At 24.9% G+C, this 18,731-nt stretch carries 20 protein-coding genes, 1 tRNA gene and 1 pseudogene; 10 read left to right on the top strand and 12 right to left on the bottom strand.

Annotated features, from left to right (window positions below):
- Positions 1 to 16 precede the first annotated feature (16 nt).
- Positions 17 to 472 (bottom strand): type II 3-dehydroquinate dehydratase, encoded by a 456-nt coding sequence (aroQ, locus tag D9V64_RS02025; RefSeq protein ID WP_158366818.1) that lies wholly within the window; start codon positions 470 to 472, stop codon positions 17 to 19.
- A gap of 162 nt (positions 473 to 634) precedes the next feature.
- Here aroQ and tldD point away from each other — a divergent pair, with 162 nt between their 5' ends.
- Positions 635 to 2,089: a metalloprotease TldD gene (gene tldD / locus D9V64_RS02020; protein WP_158366816.1), complete on the top strand. Its 1,455-nt coding sequence runs from the start codon at positions 635 to 637 to the stop codon at positions 2,087 to 2,089.
- Positions 2,090 to 2,175: 86 nt separating this feature from the next.
- On the opposite strand, the gene rplS is transcribed toward tldD, so the two are convergent.
- The 6 genes from rplS to D9V64_RS01990 all read right to left on the bottom strand — a co-directional run bounded on the left by rplS (position 2,176) and on the right by D9V64_RS01990 (position 6,750).
- The gene (gene rplS / locus D9V64_RS02015) at positions 2,176 to 2,523 is read right to left on the bottom strand and encodes a 50S ribosomal protein L19 (RefSeq protein WP_158366814.1); all 348 of its coding nucleotides are present in this window, start codon (positions 2,521 to 2,523) and stop codon (positions 2,176 to 2,178) included.
- Positions 2,524 to 2,563: 40 nt separating this feature from the next.
- Positions 2,564 to 3,283, bottom strand: coding sequence for a tRNA (guanosine(37)-N1)-methyltransferase TrmD (gene trmD / locus D9V64_RS02010; RefSeq protein WP_261979808.1), 720 nt, complete (start codon positions 3,281 to 3,283; stop codon positions 2,564 to 2,566).
- 53 nt (positions 3,284 to 3,336) lie between these two features.
- A complete protein-coding gene (gene rimM, locus D9V64_RS02005; protein WP_261979807.1) occupies positions 3,337 to 3,822 on the bottom strand; it encodes a ribosome maturation factor RimM in 486 nt (161 codons plus the stop codon).
- Positions 3,823 to 3,851: 29 nt separating this feature from the next.
- Entirely contained in the window at positions 3,852 to 4,109 is a 258-nt protein-coding gene (gene rpsP, locus D9V64_RS02000) for a 30S ribosomal protein S16 (protein WP_158366812.1), read from the bottom strand.
- A gap of 77 nt (positions 4,110 to 4,186) precedes the next feature.
- On the bottom strand, positions 4,187 to 5,542 hold the full coding sequence (gene ffh / locus D9V64_RS01995; RefSeq protein WP_158366810.1) for a signal recognition particle protein: 1,356 nt from the start codon (positions 5,540 to 5,542) through the stop codon (positions 4,187 to 4,189).
- A gap of 77 nt (positions 5,543 to 5,619) precedes the next feature.
- A complete protein-coding gene (locus D9V64_RS01990; protein ID WP_261979776.1) occupies positions 5,620 to 6,750 on the bottom strand; it encodes a chorismate mutase in 1,131 nt (376 codons plus the stop codon).
- A 330-nt stretch (positions 6,751 to 7,080) separates the two neighbouring features.
- Here D9V64_RS01990 and rplM point away from each other — a divergent pair, with 330 nt between their 5' ends.
- Both rplM and rpsI read left to right on the top strand, forming a co-directional pair.
- A complete protein-coding gene (rplM, locus tag D9V64_RS01985) occupies positions 7,081 to 7,509 on the top strand; it encodes a 50S ribosomal protein L13 (RefSeq protein WP_158366806.1) in 429 nt (142 codons plus the stop codon).
- Positions 7,510 to 7,530: 21 nt separating this feature from the next.
- Positions 7,531 to 7,923: a 30S ribosomal protein S9 gene (gene rpsI, locus D9V64_RS01980; protein ID WP_158366804.1), complete on the top strand. Its 393-nt coding sequence runs from the start codon at positions 7,531 to 7,533 to the stop codon at positions 7,921 to 7,923.
- Positions 7,924 to 8,023: 100 nt separating this feature from the next.
- Here rpsI and cgtA read toward each other — a convergent pair whose 3' ends face one another.
- The 5 genes from cgtA to D9V64_RS01955 all read right to left on the bottom strand — a co-directional run bounded on the left by cgtA (position 8,024) and on the right by D9V64_RS01955 (position 11,355).
- Positions 8,024 to 9,025, bottom strand: a complete 1,002-nt coding sequence (gene cgtA / locus D9V64_RS01975; RefSeq protein ID WP_158366802.1) for an Obg family GTPase CgtA — start codon at positions 9,023 to 9,025, stop codon at positions 8,024 to 8,026.
- Between the two features lie 110 nt (positions 9,026 to 9,135).
- Complete coding sequence (rpmA, locus tag D9V64_RS01970) at positions 9,136 to 9,390, bottom strand: 50S ribosomal protein L27 (RefSeq protein ID WP_158366800.1); 255 nt, start codon at positions 9,388 to 9,390, stop codon at positions 9,136 to 9,138.
- 1 nt (position 9,391) lies between these two features.
- The gene (gene rplU, locus D9V64_RS01965; RefSeq protein WP_158366798.1) at positions 9,392 to 9,715 is read right to left on the bottom strand and encodes a 50S ribosomal protein L21; all 324 of its coding nucleotides are present in this window, start codon (positions 9,713 to 9,715) and stop codon (positions 9,392 to 9,394) included.
- A gap of 98 nt (positions 9,716 to 9,813) precedes the next feature.
- Positions 9,814 to 11,070: a UDP-N-acetylglucosamine 1-carboxyvinyltransferase gene (gene murA / locus D9V64_RS01960; protein ID WP_158366796.1), complete on the bottom strand. Its 1,257-nt coding sequence runs from the start codon at positions 11,068 to 11,070 to the stop codon at positions 9,814 to 9,816.
- Between the two features lie 42 nt (positions 11,071 to 11,112).
- Complete coding sequence (locus D9V64_RS01955; RefSeq protein WP_158366794.1) at positions 11,113 to 11,355, bottom strand: BolA/IbaG family iron-sulfur metabolism protein; 243 nt, start codon at positions 11,353 to 11,355, stop codon at positions 11,113 to 11,115.
- A gap of 480 nt (positions 11,356 to 11,835) precedes the next feature.
- Between D9V64_RS01955 and greA the strand changes: the two genes are divergently transcribed.
- From greA to nusA, 7 genes and pseudogenes are all read left to right on the top strand, one after another.
- On the top strand, positions 11,836 to 12,315 hold the full coding sequence (gene greA, locus D9V64_RS01950; protein ID WP_158366792.1) for a transcription elongation factor GreA: 480 nt from the start codon (positions 11,836 to 11,838) through the stop codon (positions 12,313 to 12,315).
- A gap of 74 nt (positions 12,316 to 12,389) precedes the next feature.
- Positions 12,390 to 13,010 carry an RlmE family RNA methyltransferase gene (locus D9V64_RS01945; RefSeq protein ID WP_158366790.1) on the top strand — a complete coding sequence of 207 codons (621 nt, stop codon included), beginning with the start codon at positions 12,390 to 12,392 and terminating at the stop codon, positions 13,008 to 13,010.
- Between the two features lie 86 nt (positions 13,011 to 13,096).
- Positions 13,097 to 14,929, top strand: a complete 1,833-nt coding sequence (ftsH, locus tag D9V64_RS01940; protein WP_158366788.1) for an ATP-dependent zinc metalloprotease FtsH — start codon at positions 13,097 to 13,099, stop codon at positions 14,927 to 14,929.
- 213 nt (positions 14,930 to 15,142) lie between these two features.
- Positions 15,143 to 16,470, top strand: a pseudogene (gene glmM / locus D9V64_RS01935) (phosphoglucosamine mutase).
- Positions 16,471 to 16,595: 125 nt separating this feature from the next.
- Positions 16,596 to 16,928: a preprotein translocase subunit SecG gene (gene secG / locus D9V64_RS01930; protein WP_158366785.1), complete on the top strand. Its 333-nt coding sequence runs from the start codon at positions 16,596 to 16,598 to the stop codon at positions 16,926 to 16,928.
- A gap of 56 nt (positions 16,929 to 16,984) precedes the next feature.
- Positions 16,985 to 17,066 (top strand) — tRNA-Leu (locus D9V64_RS01925).
- A gap of 162 nt (positions 17,067 to 17,228) precedes the next feature.
- Positions 17,229 to 18,716: a transcription termination factor NusA gene (gene nusA / locus D9V64_RS01920; RefSeq protein WP_158366783.1), complete on the top strand. Its 1,488-nt coding sequence runs from the start codon at positions 17,229 to 17,231 to the stop codon at positions 18,714 to 18,716.
- Positions 18,717 to 18,731 lie beyond the last annotated feature (15 nt).

Below are 18,731 nucleotides of genomic sequence, written 5' to 3'. Positions count from 1 at the left end.
ATTAATAAAATAAATTTTATTTTTTGATTAGACATCTTTTATGTATTGTTTTAAGTGCCCAATAATAACCTTCCAAACCTAACCCTGTGATTACACCTTGAGAAATATCAGAAAACCATGAATGAGAACGAAAGTTTTCTCTACTATAGATATTTGAAATATGAACTTCAATAAATGGTATAGAAACTGCAATTAAAGCATCTCTAATTGCTATACTAGTATGTGTAAAAGCTGCTGGATTAATTATTATATAATGAATATTATCTTCTTTCGCAGAGTGTATTTTTTCAACTAATATATGTTCTGCATTAGATTGTATGTGATTTAATGATATATTTAATTCTTTTGATTTTTTTGTTAATTTATTTGTTAAATCTAATAAAGTACTATTTCCATATATATTTGGTTCTCTAGTACCCAAAAGATTTAAATTAGGTCCATTTATTAGTAAAACATTTATTTTTTTGTTCATTTTTCACTCAATAGTAATCAAATTAGTTTAAAAAATTTAAAATTCTATTTTATAATAACTTTTTAAAATTATATAATATTTTTATGAAAAATATTTTTTATTTTTTATTTTTATATTTTATAATATAAATATCATAATATTTTAAATTATAAGTGAGTTCAAATGACGTTGGAATTAGTTAGTGAATCTTTATTAACTGCAAACAAAATAAATCGTCAAGATTTATTTGAAATATTAAAAGATATTTCTGATCATAGTTTAGATTATGGAGATTTATATTTTCAATCACGTATTTGTGAATCTTGGTCTTTAGAAAATGGTATTATTAAAGAAGGAACTTATCATCTAGATCAAGGTGTTGGAATTAGAGCAATTTCTGGTGAAAGAACAGGATTTTCATATACAGATCAGATATCAATAGAAGCTTTAAGAAAAAATGCTAAAATAGCAAAAAGTATCCTTGATAGTAAAGAAAAAAAAATAAAAAAGAAAATATTTACAGAACAAAAGAAAAATTTTTTCTATGATATTTTAAATCCATTAAAAAAATTTACTTCTAATGAAAAAATAAATTTACTTTATAGAGTAAATCATATTGCTCGTAATTGTGATCATCGTGTAGTACAAGTGAATGCTACTTTAAGTGGATCTTATGAAAAAATTTTAGTTGTTTCTACTGATGGTAATTTAGATACAGATATTAGACCATTAGTTGAGTTTTCAGTAAGTGTTGTAGTAGAAGAACGCGGTAAAGTAGAACGAGGCAGAAGTGGAGGAGGAAGTCGTACTAATTATAATTTTTTCTTAGATGAAGATAAATCGTTAGAACAAATTAGAATTGATTTTTGGACTAAAGAAGCAGTTCGTATAGCTTTGTTAAATTTATCTTCAAAAGAAGCGCCGTCTGGAACCTTTCCAGTAGTTTTAGGGTCTGGTTGGCCTGGTGTTTTATTACATGAAGCCGTAGGACATGGTTTAGAAGGTGATTTTAATAGAAAAGGAACATCAGTATTTGCTAATATGATAGGAAAAAAAGTTACTTCAGAATTATGTACGATCATTGACGATGGAACCATACAAAATCAGCGTGGATCATTAAACATTGATGATGAAGGGGTTTCTGGACAATACAATATATTGATTGAGAATGGAATTTTAAAAAAATATATGCAAGATAAACTCAATGCGCGTCTAATGGGTACTCAATCTACTGGTAATGGCCGTCGTGAATCTTACTCGCATTTGCCAATGCCAAGAATGACTAATACATATATGTTATCTGGTAAGTCAAAAATAGAAGATATTATCAAAAGTATCGACTACGGAATATATGCCATTAATTTCTCAGGTGGTCAAGTAGATATAACTTCAGGTCAATTTGTTTTTTCAACTTCAGAAGCATATTTAATAAAACAAGGAAAAATTTTGAATCCAATTAAAAATACTACGTTAATAGGATCTGGTTTAGAAGTTATGCAAAAAATATCTATGGTTGGTAATGATTTAAAAATGGATCAAGGTATGGGGATGTGTGGTAAAGAAGGTCAAAATATTCCTGTTGGAATAGGACAACCTTCTATAAAAATAGATAAATTAACTATAGGTGGCACTATTTAGTATTTTAAGCAAATAAAAATATAAAAAAATATTAGTGCAGTCAAGAATAACGTCGTGACTGCATATTAATTATTTTAACAAATAATTTATTTAATTTTTTCTTTAATTCTAGCAGATTTTCCAGTACGTGCTCTTAAATAGTATAATTTTGCTTTTCTAACTAATCCCTTTCTTTTAATAATGATATTATCAATATTGTAAGAATGAGTTTGAAAAACTCGTTCTACACCTTCCCCATTTGAAATTTTTCGAACAGTAAAAGAAGAGTTTAAAGATCTATTTTTTATTGCAATTACTATTCCCTCAAAAGATTGTAAACGTTTTTTTGTTCCTTCAATTACCCATACTTTTACTTCTATTGTATCTCCAGGCCTAAAATTAGGTATATTTTTTTTGAGTTGTTCTTGTTCTATTTTTTGAATTATATTTGTCATTTTTACCTCTATATAAAATCATTATAAATTAATAATATTTTTATTTTTTATTTTTCTTGACAATATTTAAAATTATTTGTTCTGCTTTTTTTAATTTTTTTCCGTCTAATAAATCTGGTCTTTTTTTTAAAGTTTTTTCTAAAGATTTTTGCAAACGCCACAAACGAATTTTATTATGATTACCAGAAAGTAATATATCTGGAACTTTCATGTTGTAAATTGTTTTTGGTCTAGTGTAGTTTGGATAGTCAAGTAAATCATTGTAAAAAGATTCTTCTTCTACTGATTTTGTTTTTACAACACCTGGAATAAATCTAGCAATAGAATCTATTATTACCATTGCTGCAAGCTCTCCACCAGTAAGTATATAATCTCCTATTGACCATTCTTCGTCTATTAAAGAATCAATAATTCTTTCATCTATTCCTTCATATCTTCCGCATACAAAAATAATTTCTTTTTTCTTAATTAATTTAAAAATATTATTTTGATTTAACTTTTTTCCTTGTGGAGATAAATAAATCACTGTTGCAGATTTTAGTAAAGATTTAGCATGTTGTATTGATAAATATAATGGTTTGACACTCATTAACATTCCAGGTCCTCCTCCATAAGGACGATCATCTATAGATTTATATTTATTTTCAGAGAAATCTCTCGGATTTAGATAATTAAGATTAATAATTTTTTTTTGAATTGCTTTTCCTGTTATTCCATAATTTGAGAAAGCATAAAACATTTCTGGAAATATGGTAACTATATAAAACGATGCTAACGTTTGATTATTTTTTTTTTAAATTTATATATCATATTTTAATTCCATTTGACTATTATAACTTTGTTTTTAATATCTATATTTTTCACTATTTTTTTTATAATAAATGGAATCATTATTTTTTTTTGTAAGTCATTTCGTACAACAAGAATATCATTATATCCATTACTTATTAAATTGATTACTAGACCTAAATATTTTTTTTTTGTACTAAATATTTTACATTGAATAATATCATTCCAATAATATTCATCTTTTTCAAGTTTTGGAAGTTGATTTTTATCTATAAAAATATCTGTATTAACGAGATTTTGAGCAATTGATCGATCTATAATATTGTTAATTTGAATAATAAAATGATTTTTGTGTTTTTTCCATTTTTGAAATTGAATAATTTCCCATTTTTTGTTTTTTAAAATAAACCATGGAAGATAATTAAATATTTTATCTTTATTTTCTGTAAATGAAAAAAAATTGAGCCAACCTAATATTCCATAAACTTTTCCAATTTTTCCTACTAAAATGGGCTCAATTAGTTTATTTGATTTAATATTTATAATGTTTCCTTATTTTTTCTAAACAATTTAATTAAATTCTTTGATCGTTCTGAAATTTGTGCTCCATTTTTTTGCCAATATATAATACGATCAATATTTAATTTTATTGCAGTAGATATGTTTTTAGAAAGTGGATTGAAATAACCTAATTGTTCGATAAAACGACCATCTCTAGCAAAACGACTATCTGATGCTACCATTTTATAAAATGGTCGTTTTTTATTTCCATGTCGAGCTAATCTAATTTTTACCATTTCGTTTTTCCTTTAATTTTTAAAATAAAAAATTATTTTTTCTGTATTAAATCAATATATAATTACTGTTATGTTTTTTAAAAATTTTTAGGTAATATATTTTTTATGTTACGAATAATTTTACCAATTCCATTATTTTTAATTTTTTTCATTATTTTTTTCATATTATCAAAATTTTTTAATAACTTATTTACATCTTGAATTTGTGTTCCGGATCCTAAGGCAATTCTACGCTTTCGAGATCCTTTAATAATTATTGGGTTATTTCTTTCTTGTATAGTCATTGAGTATATTATTGCTTCTATTTTATTTAAATCGTTTTTATTGTTTCCTCCTAATAATGGATTATTAGCTATCATTTTATTACTTGAAAATTTTTCTATAAAATAATTTAATCCACCCATTTTTTTTATTTCTTTTATTTGAATTAAAAAATCATTTAAATTAAAATCATGACCTTTTTTGAAATTTTTACTTAAATTTTGTATGTTAGATTTATTGATTTTTTCTTCAATATCTTTAATAATCGATATAACTTTATTCATTCCTAAAATTGTATCAGCCATACGTTCTGGATTGAATATTTCTAAATTTGTTAATTTTTCACCTGTTCCTATGAATTTAATAGGTTTTCCAGTAATATAACGCATAGATAATGCAATTCCACTTCTAGAATCACTATCAGTTTTACTTAATATAATACCTGATATAGATAAATATTCATTAAAAACTTTTGCCATATTAATTGCATCTTGACCCATCATTGAGTCTACTACTAATAATGTTTCAATAGGTTTCGATAATATTTGTATTTCTTTTATTTCATTCATCATTGTATCATTAATATGTAAACGTCCTGCTGTATCTATTATCAAAATATCATATAATTTTAATTTAGCATGTTTAATTGCTTTTTCTGTTATCTCAATTGGTTTTTGATTAATATTAGATGAATAAAAATTTATATTGATTTGATTAGACAAAACTTCCAGTTGTTTTATAGCAGCAGCACGATAAACATCAGTAGATGTAACAAGTATTTTTTTTTTATATTTATTTTGTATCCATTTAGCTATTTTTGCTACAGTAGTTGTTTTTCCAACTCCTTGTAAACCCACTATCAATATAATTGCTGGTGGTTGAATAGATAAATTCAAATCATTATTTTGTTCACCCATAGCAATAATTAGTTCGTTTCGAACAATTTTTATAAATTCTTGACCAGGTGTAAGACTTTTATTGATTTCGGAACCAATTGATTTTTGTGAAACATTTTTTATAAATGTTTTGATTACTGATAATGTAACGTCAGCTTCTAATAACGCTTTTCTTACTTCTCTTATGGTGTTTTCAATGTTTTCTTTTGTTAATCTTCCTTTATTAACGATATTACGTAAACTTTTTGAAAGACGTTCAGTTAAATTACTAAACATATTTTTTACTCTTTTATAAATTATTATGAAAGTATTTAAAATATTTAAATGAATAATATTTTAGTTTCATAAATATTTCAAATAGGATAACAACCTAATATTTTAATGAATTTAGTAATTTTTTGAATTTTATTAATAATATTTTGTGTTATATTAGATGATAAACTTTCTTTAATATCAAGATAAAATATTTTTTCTTTTTTATTATAATTAATATTATAAAAAGTTAATATTGTTATAATTTTTCTATTTTCTTTTAGATTAAAAATTATTTTAGAAAGCTCTTTTGATTCTTTTTCTAGAAAAAATACTACTGTTGTTTTGACTGCTGTATTATAAGAAATTTTAGCAGGTGTTTTTGATAAACAAATAAATCTAGTTATATTATTTTTTTGATTTGATATATTTTTAGATAAAACTTTTAATCCATAAATTTGATTTCCTATTTCACTTCCTAAAGCAGCATTAGTGATTTGATTATATTTAATAACTTTTTTAATTGCATCACTTGTACTATTAGTATGTTTAATTGTCCAATTTGGAAATTGATCAATAAAATTGCTACATTGTTTAAATGGTTGAGGATGACTATATATTTTTTTGATAATACTAAGATCGGCATTTTTTATTGCTAGCAAACAATGGTCTATATGAATACTAACTTCTCCAACAATAAACAAATTTATATTTTTTAATATATCAAATAGTTCGTTGATAGGACCTGAGCAAGTGTTTTCTATGGGTAAAATAGCAAAATTTGATTCGTCGTTTAAAACTGATTGAATCACTTCTTCAAAATTCAAACATTCTTTTTCAATAAGTATTTTAAAATTTATTTTTGCATATTCAAATGCAGCAAAATATGAATAAGATCCTTTTGGTCCTAGAAAAGCAAAAATATTTTTATTTGTGCTTTTATGGTTTTGATGTTTTTCTAATAGCTCACTTTGAATAAGTACAGACTCTTCAATTATTAGTTCGAATAAACGTGTTATATAATTTGGATTTAAATTTTTCTTTTTTCCTAAAATAGTTAATTTATCCAATAAATTTTTTTCACGATTTATATCTCGTATAGGTTGATTGTTTTGTATTTTAGATTGAGCTATATTTAAGACTAATTTTTTTCTTTTTGCCAGTAATGTAACTATTTTTTTATCAATATTATTAATTTCATTACGAAAACTTAATAAATCATTTTTGAACATCATGGTTTATTTTACCTATCAAATATCTAATATGTTTCATGTTATAATAAAATATTTTTATTTACTTAATATTTAGTTTTTTAAATGTAAAAAATAATAACAAATTATATAATACTATTTTTAAATTATAAAAGTTCCTTTGTTGTTTAAAACATTATTCATTATATTTAAACAAAATAATTATAAAAAATTTTATTTAGATAGATTAATTTTAAATCTTTAAAATGTATTAATATATGTAATAGGTATTAATATAATTACTATATCTTATTAATTCTAATCATAGTATTCTTTTTTATATGTATATTAATCTTATAAGTGAGTTATTCAATGAGAACTTTTTCAGTTAAGGAAAAAAATATAAATCGAGGTTGGTTTTATGTAGATGCTACTAACAAGGTATTAGGAAGATTTGCTAGTGCTTTAGCTATGCGTCTTAGAGGCAAGCATAAGATTGAATATACCCCGCATCTTGATGTGGGTGATTATATTATAGTTTTAAATGCTTCTAAAATATTAGTTACAGGAAAAAAGAAATATAATAAAATTTATTATCATCATACAGGTTATATTGGTGGAATAAAAAAATTTAATTTTGAAGAAATTATGTCAAAAAATCCTGAAAAAATTATTGAAACAGCAGTTAAAGGAATGTTGCCTAAAGGACCTTTAGGTCGTTCTATGTTTAAAAAATTAAAAGTTTTTTCAGATAAAAATCATAATCATACAGCACAATGTCCTCAATTTTTAAACATTTAATAAGGGTATATTAAAAAATACATGATGAAAATTCAAAATTACGGAACAGGTCGTCGTAAAAGTTCTTCTGCTAGAGTATTTCTTAGACCTGGAACAGGTGAAATAATCGTAAATAAACGTTTATTAAATGATTACTTTGGACGAGAAACTTCTTGTATGATTGTTCGTCAACCGTTAATCTTGACAGATATGACAAATAATTTTGATATTTATATCACAGTTAAAGGAGGAGGCATTTCTGGTCAAGCCGGTGCGATTCGACAAGGAATTACTCGTGCTTTAATTAATTACAATCAATTGTTACGATCTGAATTAAGAAAATCTGGATTTGTTACACGTGATTCTAGACAAGTAGAACGAAAAAAAGTAGGTTTTCGCAAATCCAGAAAACGTATACAATTTTCTAAACGTTAAATTTAATTAATCAAATTTAAAAGAACTTGGTTTTTTATAATAAGCCGAGTTCTTTTATTAATTTTTTCATAATTTTTATACTTTTTTTAAAAAAATAAAATTATTTATTTAAGTAAGATAAAATATCGGAACATAATTTTTTTGTTCCTATTTTTTTTAGAGAAGAAATAAAATAATAAGGTTCTTGTATATTAAAATTATTTTTAATGTTTTTTATCAGTTTATCTATTTGTACATGTGATAATAGATCTATTTTATTTAAGATTAAAAGTTTTGGTTTATTATATAATTTTAAACTATATTTTTTTAACTCATTTAGTACAATTTTAATATTTTCTATTGGATTAGAATCATCTGTAGGACACAAATCAACAATATGTAACAATATTTTGCATCTTTCTAAATGTTTTAAAAAATGTATACCTAATCCTATTCCTCTAGATGCACCTTGAATTATACCTGGTATATCTGCAATAATAAAATTTTTTCCTCCTAGTTTAACACTTCCTAAAATTGGATTAAGAGTGGTAAATGGATAATCTGAAACTTTTGTTTTTGCACCAGATATATTTTTTACTAGAGTTGATTTTCCAGCATTTGGCATACCTAGTGTTCCCACATCTGCTATCAATATTAATTCTAACTGTATGTCTCTTTTCTCTCCTAATGATCCTAATGTTCTTTTTATTGGTGTTCTATTTGTAGATGATTTAAATCTAGTATTACCTAATCCATGCCATCCTCCTTTTGCAATAAGTATTTTTTGTTTATCTTCTATTAAATCGCTTATTATTTCACGCGTTTGATAATTAATTATTTTAGTTCCAATAGGAACATAAATTGTGATATCATTCCCTTTTTTACCAGAGCAATTTTTTCCTTGTCCATTACTTCCATGTTCTGCTTGAAATATTTTTTTAAATCGAAAATCTATAAGAGTATTTAAATTATTATCAGATTGTATCCAAACATTTCCGCCATCTCCTCCATCTCCACCATCTGGACCACCTTTAGGAATATATTTTTCTCTTCTAAAATTAATGCATCCATTTCCACCATTACCAGCAATTACTTGAATAATAGTTTGATCAATAAATTTCATATGATTTCCTTATTTTTTAAAATAATTATAATTTTTAAAAAATATTTTATTTATTATAAATTAATACCCCTAAAAAAGGGGCTTTTAAAAAAATAATCTTTTATTTTTTATTAATTAAGAACATTAATATATGTTCTTTTTTTAATTCCTTTTTTTTTAAATTCTATTTTCCCTTTAATAGTTGCAAAAATAGTATGATCTTTTCCGCAACCAACATTTTTACCGGGATGAAATTTAGTTCCTCTTTGTCTTACAATAATACTACCTGCTGATACTATTTCTCCCCCAAAACGTTTTACACCTAATCTTTGAGCATTAGAATCTCTTCCGTTCCTTGTGGAACCACCAGCTTTTTTATGTGCCATTTTAGTTCTCTATATGATTATAAATATCTACGATTTTTACTTTAGTAAAATATTGACGATGACCTTGCTGTTTTTTATAATGTTTGCGACGGTTAAATTTTATTATCTTAATTTTTTTAGATCTACCGTGATTTTCAATATAAGCTTTAATTTTACTTCCATTTAAAAAAGGTTTTCCTATTTTTGTTTGGCTTTGGTTTGAAATCATTAAAATATTATTAAATTCGATTATTGAACCAGTTGGTTTATTTATTTTTTCTAGTTGAATTGTTTGGTTTTTTTGAACACGATATTGTTTTCCACCACTTAAAAAAACTGCATACATATAAAACTCCAGTTATTTTTTTATTCTTCAATTATAAAATACTACTAGTTCCTTAATATTTTCCAACTTAAAGATATGTTATATAATTAAAAAACTAATTATTGCATGTGTTGAATGTTTGCACCTAATTTATTTAACTTTATTGGGAATGATTCATATCCTCTTTTACAATGATGAATATTATTAACTACTGTGATTCCTTTTGCAATGCAACCTGCTAATATTAATGTAGCAGAACTTCTTAAGTCAGTAGCAATCAGATTTTCAGCAGATAATTTTGAAACACCGTTACAAATAATATATTTTTTTTTAATTTCTATTTTAGCTCCCATTTTAATTAACTCAGAAGTATAAGCAAAACGATTTTCAAAGATATTTTCAATGATAACACTTTTTCCTTTAGAAATACTATTTAGTAAAGCAAATTGGGGTTGCATATCAGTTGGAAATCCTGGATATGGAGATGTTGAAATATTTACAGCCATTGGTTTTTTTTCTTTCATATCTAATTGTATCCAATTTTTTCCAGTTTTTATGTTAGCTCCAGCTTCAGATAGTTTTTTTAATATATTCGTTAAATATTTTGGTTCAGTATTATGGCATGTAACTAATCCTCTAGAAATCGCAGCAGCTATTAAAAATGTACCTGTTTCAATTCGGTCTGGTATAATTTTATGATATCCACCATGTAATTTTAATACTCCTTTTATATATATTTTATTACTTCCTGCACCAGTTATTTCAGCACCTAAAGTATTTAAAAATTTTGCAACATCAATGATTTCTGGCTCTTTTGCAGCATTTTCAATTATTGTCATTCCTATTGATAAAGTAGCAGCGCTCATAATAGTAATTGTAGCTCCTACACTAATTTTTTCCATATAGATATATTTTCCTATTAAAGGCTGATCAATAGATGCAATAATATAATTATCTTTTTTAATAATTTTAGCACCTAGTTTTGCAAGACCATTTAAATGTAAATTAATAGGTCTTAAACCTATTTTACAACCTCCTGGAAAAAATATTTTGGCTTTTCCAAATCGTGTTAATAAAGGACCTAACATCCAGATTGATGCTCTAATTTTTTTAACTAAATAGTATGGAGGTGAAAACGTATTAAGTGTACTTGGATCAATATATAAAATTTTATTTTTATTTACTATTTTAGTTCCTAAAGATTTAAGTAATTTAATTGCTATATTAATATCTGTTAATTGAGGGATATTACTTATTTTAATTTTTTCTTTTGTTAATATTGTCATAAATAAAATAGGTAAAGCTGCATTTTTAGATCCAGAAATTAATACATTACCATTTAACTTTTTGTTACCTTCTATGTATAATTTATTCATTTAGTACTGAATCTCTATAATTATCTTAAATATTTTTTATGATTATTTTTTTGTTTTTTTCCATTCTTCTTTTGTATATGTTGTTATAGATATCGCATGAATTTTTTTTTCTGTAATTGTATTGATCAAAGGGGCATAAATTATTTGTTGTCTTTTTACGTGATTAATATTTTTAAATACATCTCCTATAGCGATTATTTTTATATGATTATAATCTCCTGTAACATATATTTTATCTAAATTAAGTTTTTTATTTAATATTGATGTTATTTTTTCATTGTTCATTTTAAGTATACTTTATATTGTTTTTGTGAAAAATGAATATTTTAAATGTGTTTAAAATATGTTTTTGATATTTAGAAAATATTTATGAAAATTTTAAATTTATAAAATTGAAATTTTTGATAAATTTTATTTTTTACATTAAAATAGATATGATTATTTTAGTTAATATTGAAATAAAAAATTAATATTTTCAAAAAAATTATAAATTTATTAAGCATAAAATAAATTATATTATAAGTATAATTATTAAAAATTTTAATTTTTTTTATACATTGGATATTATCAATGATAAATTAATATTACTATATTTTTTCTTGTAATTATTTTATTTAAAATGCTAATTATTTAATTTTTTTAAATATTTAATTAAAATTGAATTTTTTTTCTTAAAAATATATTTTAAAAAAATTATATAAAAAATTTAATATTTTTTAAATTAACAATTAATTATATTCTTTAGAAAAAAATGAGGTGTGTTATATGGTGAATTTGATTCCAATGACTGTAAGAGGTGCTGAAAAACTTCGTAAAGAACTCGAACAATTAAAAAATGTAAAACGTCCTCGTATTATTCTTGAAATAGCAAAAGCTAGAGAACATGGTGACTTAAAAGAAAATGCTGAATATCATTCAGCTCGTGAAGAACAAAGTTTTTGTGAGGGACGGATAAAAGAAATAGAATTAAAATTATCTAATTGCCAAATTATAGACATTACTAAAATACCTAATGATGGAAGAGTTGTATTTGGTTCAACAGTAACTATATTAAATATAAAAAATAATGAAATATTTACCTATCAAATTGTCGGTGATGATGAATCTGATTTTAAAAAAAATTTAATTTCAATTAATTCCCCGATGTCAAGAGGTTTGATTGGAAAAACTGTTAATACTATCACTACCATATTTACACCTTCTGGTAATATTGAATATAAAATTTTAAAAATAGATTATATTTAAATGAACAAGATTTATTTAAAAAAAATAATTATATTAATAGTAAATCTGTTACTTATAAAATAATTAATATAATTATGATTATTAAAAATAAATCAAATAGTTCTAAACGTTGGTTATCAGAACATTTCAAAGATAAATATGTTAAAGCAGCAAAAATAAATAATATTAGATCCAGATCTTGGTTTAAATTAGAAGAAATTGATAAAATTAATAAAATATTTAAATCGGGTATGAATATTATTGATTTAGGTGCTGCTCCAGGAGGTTGGTCGCAATACGCTATTAATAAAATTGGAAATACAGGATCTGTTATAGCATGTGACATATTACCTATGGAAAAAATATCAAGAGTTAAATTTTTACAAGTAGACTTGTTAAATCCAAATAGATTGAGTTTTATATTAGATCATTTATCTAATAGTATTTTTGATGTAGTTATGTCTGACATGGCGCCTAATATTACAGGTTGTTGGTCAATTGATATGCCAAGAATTATAGAAATTTGTAAAATAGCTTTTAAAATATCTAAGTATTTATTATCAAAACATGGTATTTTTTTAGTAAAATCTTTTCAAGGAGAAGGTTTCAATGAATTTTTTACAGAAATTAAAAGATCGTTTTCAACAATTAAAATTTGTAAACCAAAAACTTCTCGATCAAGATCACGAGAAATATTCATTCTAGCAACCAGATAAGAATATTATTTTATATATTTCTAGATTTTTTAAGTCTGTGTTGTTTTTTAAAATAGATGTAATGAGAGGTTGCTCCCTTGAGTGATATGGTTAAAAACCTGATATTTTGGTTAGTAATTACAGTGATTTTAATGTCTGTTTTTCAAAACTTTAATAATAATGATTCAAATAATCATAGGGTAGATTATTCTACTTTTTTATCAGAAGTTAATCAAGATCAGATACGTGATGTATATATTAATGGTCGGATGATTAGTGTTACTAAAAAAGATAGCAATAAATATACTACCTATATACCTATGAATGATCCCAAGTTATTAGATAATCTTATAACAAAAAATGTCAAAGTTATAGGAGAAGTACCAGAAGAGCCGAGTATTTTATTTTCTATATTTATTTCTTGGTTTCCAATGTTATTACTCATTGGTGTTTGGATTTTTTTTATGAGACAGATGCAGATGGGTGGCGGAAAAGGAGCTATGTCTTTTGGTAAAAGTAAAGCTCGTATGTTGTCAGAAGATGAAATTAAAACTACTTTTGATGATGTTGCAGGATGTGATGAAGCTAAAGAAGAAGTAAGTGAATTAGTTGAATATTTGAAAGAACCGAGTAGATTTCAGAAATTAGGGGGTAAAATACCTAAGGGTATATTAATGGTAGGACCTCCTGGAACAGGAAAAACATTACTTGCAAAAGCTATTGCAGGAGAAGCAAAAGTTCCATTTTTTACAATTTCTGGTTCTGATTTTGTCGAAATGTTTGTTGGAGTCGGTGCATCTAGAGTAAGAGATATGTTTGAACATTCTAGAAAGTCTGCACCTTGTATTATATTTATCGACGAAATTGACGCAGTAGGTCGTCAAAGAGGTGCTGGATTAGGTGGTGGTCATGATGAAAGAGAACAAACCCTAAACCAAATGTTAGTAGAAATGGATGGATTTGATGGAAATGAAGGTGTTATTTTAATAGCTGCTACTAATAGACCTGATGTATTAGATCCAGCTTTACTAAGACCGGGTAGATTTGATCGTCAAGTAATTGTAGCACTTCCAGATATTCGAGGAAGAGAACAAATTTTAAAAGTTCATATGCGTAAAGTTCCATTATCTAAAGATGTTGATCCAATAATTATCGCCCGTGGAACGCCAGGTTTTTCAGGTGCAGATTTGGCTAATTTAGTAAATGAAGCAGCACTTTTTGCAGCTAGATTAAATAATCGTATAGTTTCTATGAACGAATTTGAGAAAGCAAAAGACAAAATCATGATGGGTTCAGAACGAAAATCAATGGTAATGAGTGACTTTCAAAAAGAATCTACTGCGTATCATGAAGCTGGTCATGTGATTGTTGGAAGATTAGTTCCAGATCATGATCCTGCTCATAAAGTGACGATTATTCCAAGAGGTCAAGCATTAGGTATTACTTTTTTTTTACCAGAGTCAGATACATTTAGTATTAGTAGGCAAAAATTAGAAAGTCAAATATCTACTTTATATGGTGGTCGTTTAGCAGAAGAAATTATTTATGGTTCTGAAAAAGTTTCCACTGGTGCTTTTAATGATATTAAAGTAGCTACAAATTTAGCTCGAAATATGGTGACTCAATGGGGTTTCTCAGATAAGTTAGGTCCTTTATTATATGCTGAAGAAGAAGGTGAAGTATTTTTAGGTCGAACAGTAGCTAAAGCGAAGCATATGTCTGATGAAACTGCTAGAATTATTGATGAAGAAGTAAAGTCACTTATAGAAGTGAATTATAATCGTGCTAGAAATATTTTAAATCAAAATATTGATATTTTACATGCTATGAAAGATGCTTTAATAAAATATGAAACAATTGATGCTTTTCAAATTAATGATTTAATGGAAAGAAAAGAAGTTAGAACTCCACAGGGATGGGCTGAAACTAATAAAAATTAAAATGTATTATTAATGTTATTGTTCTATATAAAATATAACAATTATATTGTATATTAAATAATCTATAAATTTAATATAATTAATATTATATTTTAATATTATACTGAAATAAGATGAAGTATATATCATAACTTCATCTTGTTTTTTAAAATAAATTTTTTAAATATTATATTTACACTTAATAAATTCATTTGAATATGGAGATAAATTTTCATGAAAGATTTTAAATATTTTAAAACAGATGGAATACGTGGAAAAGTAGGAATACCACCCATTACTCCAGAATTTATGTTAAAATTAGGTCAAATTATTGGTACAATTTTGGGTAAAGATAAAAAAAAATTGTTATAGGAAGAGATACACGTATTTCAGGATGTATGCTACAGTATTCTTTGGAATTTGGAATCTTATCCAAAGGAGTTTCTACTTTATTAGCCGGTTGTATACCCACATCTGCAGTTGCATATTTAACGAAATCTTTAAATGCTTCAGCTGGAATTGTTGTTTCAGCTTCTCATAATCCTTTTCATGATAATGGAATAAAAATATTTTTAAAAGATGGGTCTAAAATAACTAGAGATATAGAAATTTTGATTGAAAAATCATTAAATGATCCTTCTTATGATTCCTCTTACGTAAAAAATTTTGGATTTTCTGAAAGCATTTGTAATGCTAAAAAAAAATATATTAGTTTTTGTAAAAATACTTTTTCTAAAAATATAAATTTATCTAATTTTACCATTGTATTAGATTGTGCAAATGGATCAACTTATCACGTTGCACCTAAAATTTTTCAAGATTTAGGAGCTAATGTAATAACTTCTTATATTTATCCAAATGGAATTAATATTAATAAAAATTCAGGATCTACTAATACTATTGAATTAAAAAAATTAGTTATTTTAAATAAAGCTGATATTGGATTAGCATTTGATGGTGATGGAGATCGTGTTATTATGGTAGATCATTTAGGAAATGAAGTAAATGGAGATCAAATTATTTATATAATTGCAAAACAGTATTTAGAAAATAATCAATTAAATGGTGGAGTTGTCGGAACTATAATGAGCAACATGGGGCTTATTCTTAGTTTAAAAAAGATTGGTATACCATTTTTTGCAACAAAAATAGGAGATCGTGCTATATATAAAAAAATTAAACAAAAAAATTGGATACTTGGTGCTGAACAATCAGGACATGTTATTTTATTAGATAAACATTCTACTGGTGATGGGATTATAGCTAGTTTGCAAATATTATCAAGTATGATTCAAAATAATGCATCTTTATACTGTTTATCTAATCAAGTAACATTATTTCCTCAAATATTATTAAATATTTCATTAAAAAAAAATCAAGATTTTAAAAAAAATGTAAAATTTCAATCTATTCTTGAAGAATCAAAAAATATTTTAGGGAAAAACGGTCGAATTTTCATACGAAAATCTGGTACTGAACCTTATCTGAGAATTATGATAGAAGATAAAGATTATAATAAAATAAAAAAAATAGCCTATAAAATTTCAAATACAATGAGTTAATTTAAGTTATACAAAATATGAATTTTCAAATATTAATTTTTTAAATATTTATATAAATTTTAATAAAATTTTTAATAAAATAGTTTTATTTTGTTTTTATACAAAAAAAAGGAAAAATATTTTTTATGTATTTATTTTTTTTAATTTTTTTAATTTTTATTTCTATTTTTTTGAATTTTTTAATTTTATTAAAACCAGGTAAAAATGTTAATGATATGATGTATTCAAATACATCAAATAATATTAAATTATTTAATAGTTTTCGAAATAGTAGTCTTTCAACAAATATCATTGGATGTTTTGCATGTTTATTTTTAATAGTTAGTCTTATTTTATGTAATATTAATGATAAAAAAATGAATATAAACTTTTTTGAGAATCATAATGATAATATATTAAACGAAAAAATATTAAATTCTAAAAAAAATGAAACGTTAAATACTGAAATACCTCATTAATTTAAAATTTTTGCTTATTAAAAAATTTAATATTAATAATATAATAAAAATTATACACCGAGGTGGTGAAACTGGTAAACACGCTATCTTGAGGGGATAGTGCCTGAAGGCTTATGGGTTCAAATCCCATCCTCGGTATTATTGTATTTTTTACAATAAAAATATATTTTTTATATAAGATATTAATAAAATCTTGTATTTAAAAGTATATAAAATTACAGGGTGGCATTACCTAAAACCCCGAATTCTCGGGGTTTTTTATTAGAATATTTAAAAATATTTATTCAGAGGTTTACTAAGATGAATAAAGAAATCTTAGCTGTTGTAGAAGCTGTTTCTAATGAAAAATCATTACCACGTGAAAAGATTTTTGAAGCTTTAGAAGTTGCATTAGCAACAGCTACAAAAAAGAAACATGAACAAGAAATTGATGTTAGAGTTAGTATTAATCGAAAAACTGGTGATTTTAGTACTTTTAGGCGGTGGATGGTAGTAGATGTTGTCAATCATCCAACAAAAGAAATTACTTTAGAAGCAGCATGTTTTGAAGGTGATAAAGTTGCAATTAACGATTATATAGAAGACAAAATTGATTCTGTAAATTTCGATAGAATCACAACACAAACTGCAAAGCAAGTTATTGTACAAAAAGTACGTGAAGCAGAACGAGCTATGTTAGTTGATCAATTTCGAAAACATATTGGACAAATTATTACAGGTATTGTTAAAAAAATTAATAGAGACAATCTTACATTGGATTTAGGAAACAATGCAGAAGCTATTATTTTGAAAGAAGGCATGTTACCTCGGGAAAATTTTCGTCCTGGAGATCGCATTCGTGGTATTTTATATGGAGTTTATCCAGAAGCTCGTGGTTCTCAATTATTTATAAGTCGTTCCAAAACTGAAATGTTAATAGAACTATTTCGTATAGAAGTTCCTGAAATTGGTGAAGAAATTATTGAAATTAAAGCCGCTGCACGTGATCCTGGTTCGCGTGCTAAAATTGCAGTTAAAACTAATGATAAACGAATTGATCCAGTAGGTGCGTGTGTAGGAATGCGAGGAGCACGAGTACAGGCAGTATCTAGTGAGTTGTGTGGAGAACGTATTGATATTATTTTATGGGATGATAATCCAGCTCAATTTGTTATCAACGCAATGGCTCCTGCGGACGTTACTTCTATTATAGTTGATGAAGACAATCATACAATGGATATTGCTGTAGATACAAATAATTTAGCACAAGCTATTGGTAGAAATGGTCAAAATGTTCGTTTAGCTTCTCAAATTAGCGGTTGGGAAATAAATGTTATGACAACCGAAGATTTACGTATCAAACATAAAGAAGAAGCATCTGCAGCTTTGAATATTTTTAAAAAATATTTAAATGTTAACGAAAAAATTATCACAATTTTAGTTAAAGAAGGTTTTACATCACTTGAAGAATTAGCATATATACCACTATGTGAATTATCTTTAATCAAAAATTTAACAGAAGAAGAAGTAAAATTAGTTCAAGAATGTGCAAAAAATGGATTATATCTTATTGAAATGGATCAAAAAAAAAATATAAATAACAAAAAGATAGAAAAAAAATTATTAAATATGCAAGGAATGAATGAAACATTAGCATTAAAATTGGCTGAAAAAAATATATTTACTTTAGAAGAGTTAGCTGATCAAGGAGTAGATGATTTAACTGATATTGAAAATTTAAATTCTGAACAAGCTGGTTTGTTAATTATGACTGCTCGGAATATTTGTTGGTTTGGTAGTAAAGTTTAATAATAGGAAAAATAA

The organism is Buchnera aphidicola (Aphis nerii), assembly GCF_005083105.1.
Taxonomy (GTDB): Bacteria; Pseudomonadota; Gammaproteobacteria; order Enterobacterales; family Enterobacteriaceae; genus Buchnera; species Buchnera aphidicola_AS.
The sequence above is the reverse complement of the archived record's forward strand: the minus strand, read 5'-3'. Positions and strand labels throughout refer to the sequence as shown.

Coding starts and splice junctions, on each gene's coding strand:
- ftsH (WP_158366788.1), top strand. CDS start 13,097: ATGGTTAAAAACCTGATATTTTGGTTAGTAATTACAGTGATTTTAATG.
- rpsP (WP_158366812.1), bottom strand. CDS start 4,109: ATGGTAAAAATTAGATTAGCTCGACATGGAAATAAAAAACGACCATTT.
- rplU (WP_158366798.1), bottom strand. CDS start 9,715: ATGTATGCAGTTTTTTTAAGTGGTGGAAAACAATATCGTGTTCAAAAA.
- rplS (WP_158366814.1), bottom strand. CDS start 2,523: ATGACAAATATAATTCAAAAAATAGAACAAGAACAACTCAAAAAAAAT.
- D9V64_RS01990 (WP_261979776.1), bottom strand. CDS start 6,750: ATGTTCAAAAATGATTTATTAAGTTTTCGTAATGAAATTAATAATATT.
- secG (WP_158366785.1), top strand. CDS start 16,596: ATGTATTTATTTTTTTTAATTTTTTTAATTTTTATTTCTATTTTTTTG.
- aroQ (WP_158366818.1), bottom strand. CDS start 472: ATGAACAAAAAAATAAATGTTTTACTAATAAATGGACCTAATTTAAAT.
- nusA (WP_158366783.1), top strand. CDS start 17,229: ATGAATAAAGAAATCTTAGCTGTTGTAGAAGCTGTTTCTAATGAAAAA.
- greA (WP_158366792.1), top strand. CDS start 11,836: ATGGTGAATTTGATTCCAATGACTGTAAGAGGTGCTGAAAAACTTCGT.
- D9V64_RS01945 (WP_158366790.1), top strand. CDS start 12,390: ATGATTATTAAAAATAAATCAAATAGTTCTAAACGTTGGTTATCAGAA.
- rplM (WP_158366806.1), top strand. CDS start 7,081: ATGAGAACTTTTTCAGTTAAGGAAAAAAATATAAATCGAGGTTGGTTT.
- murA (WP_158366796.1), bottom strand. CDS start 11,070: ATGAATAAATTATACATAGAAGGTAACAAAAAGTTAAATGGTAATGTA.
- ffh (WP_158366810.1), bottom strand. CDS start 5,542: ATGTTTAGTAATTTAACTGAACGTCTTTCAAAAAGTTTACGTAATATC.
- rpsI (WP_158366804.1), top strand. CDS start 7,531: ATGATGAAAATTCAAAATTACGGAACAGGTCGTCGTAAAAGTTCTTCT.
- tldD (WP_158366816.1), top strand. CDS start 635: ATGACGTTGGAATTAGTTAGTGAATCTTTATTAACTGCAAACAAAATA.
- rpmA (WP_158366800.1), bottom strand. CDS start 9,390: ATGGCACATAAAAAAGCTGGTGGTTCCACAAGGAACGGAAGAGATTCT.
- cgtA (WP_158366802.1), bottom strand. CDS start 9,025: ATGAAATTTATTGATCAAACTATTATTCAAGTAATTGCTGGTAATGGT.
- D9V64_RS01955 (WP_158366794.1), bottom strand. CDS start 11,355: ATGAACAATGAAAAAATAACATCAATATTAAATAAAAAACTTAATTTA.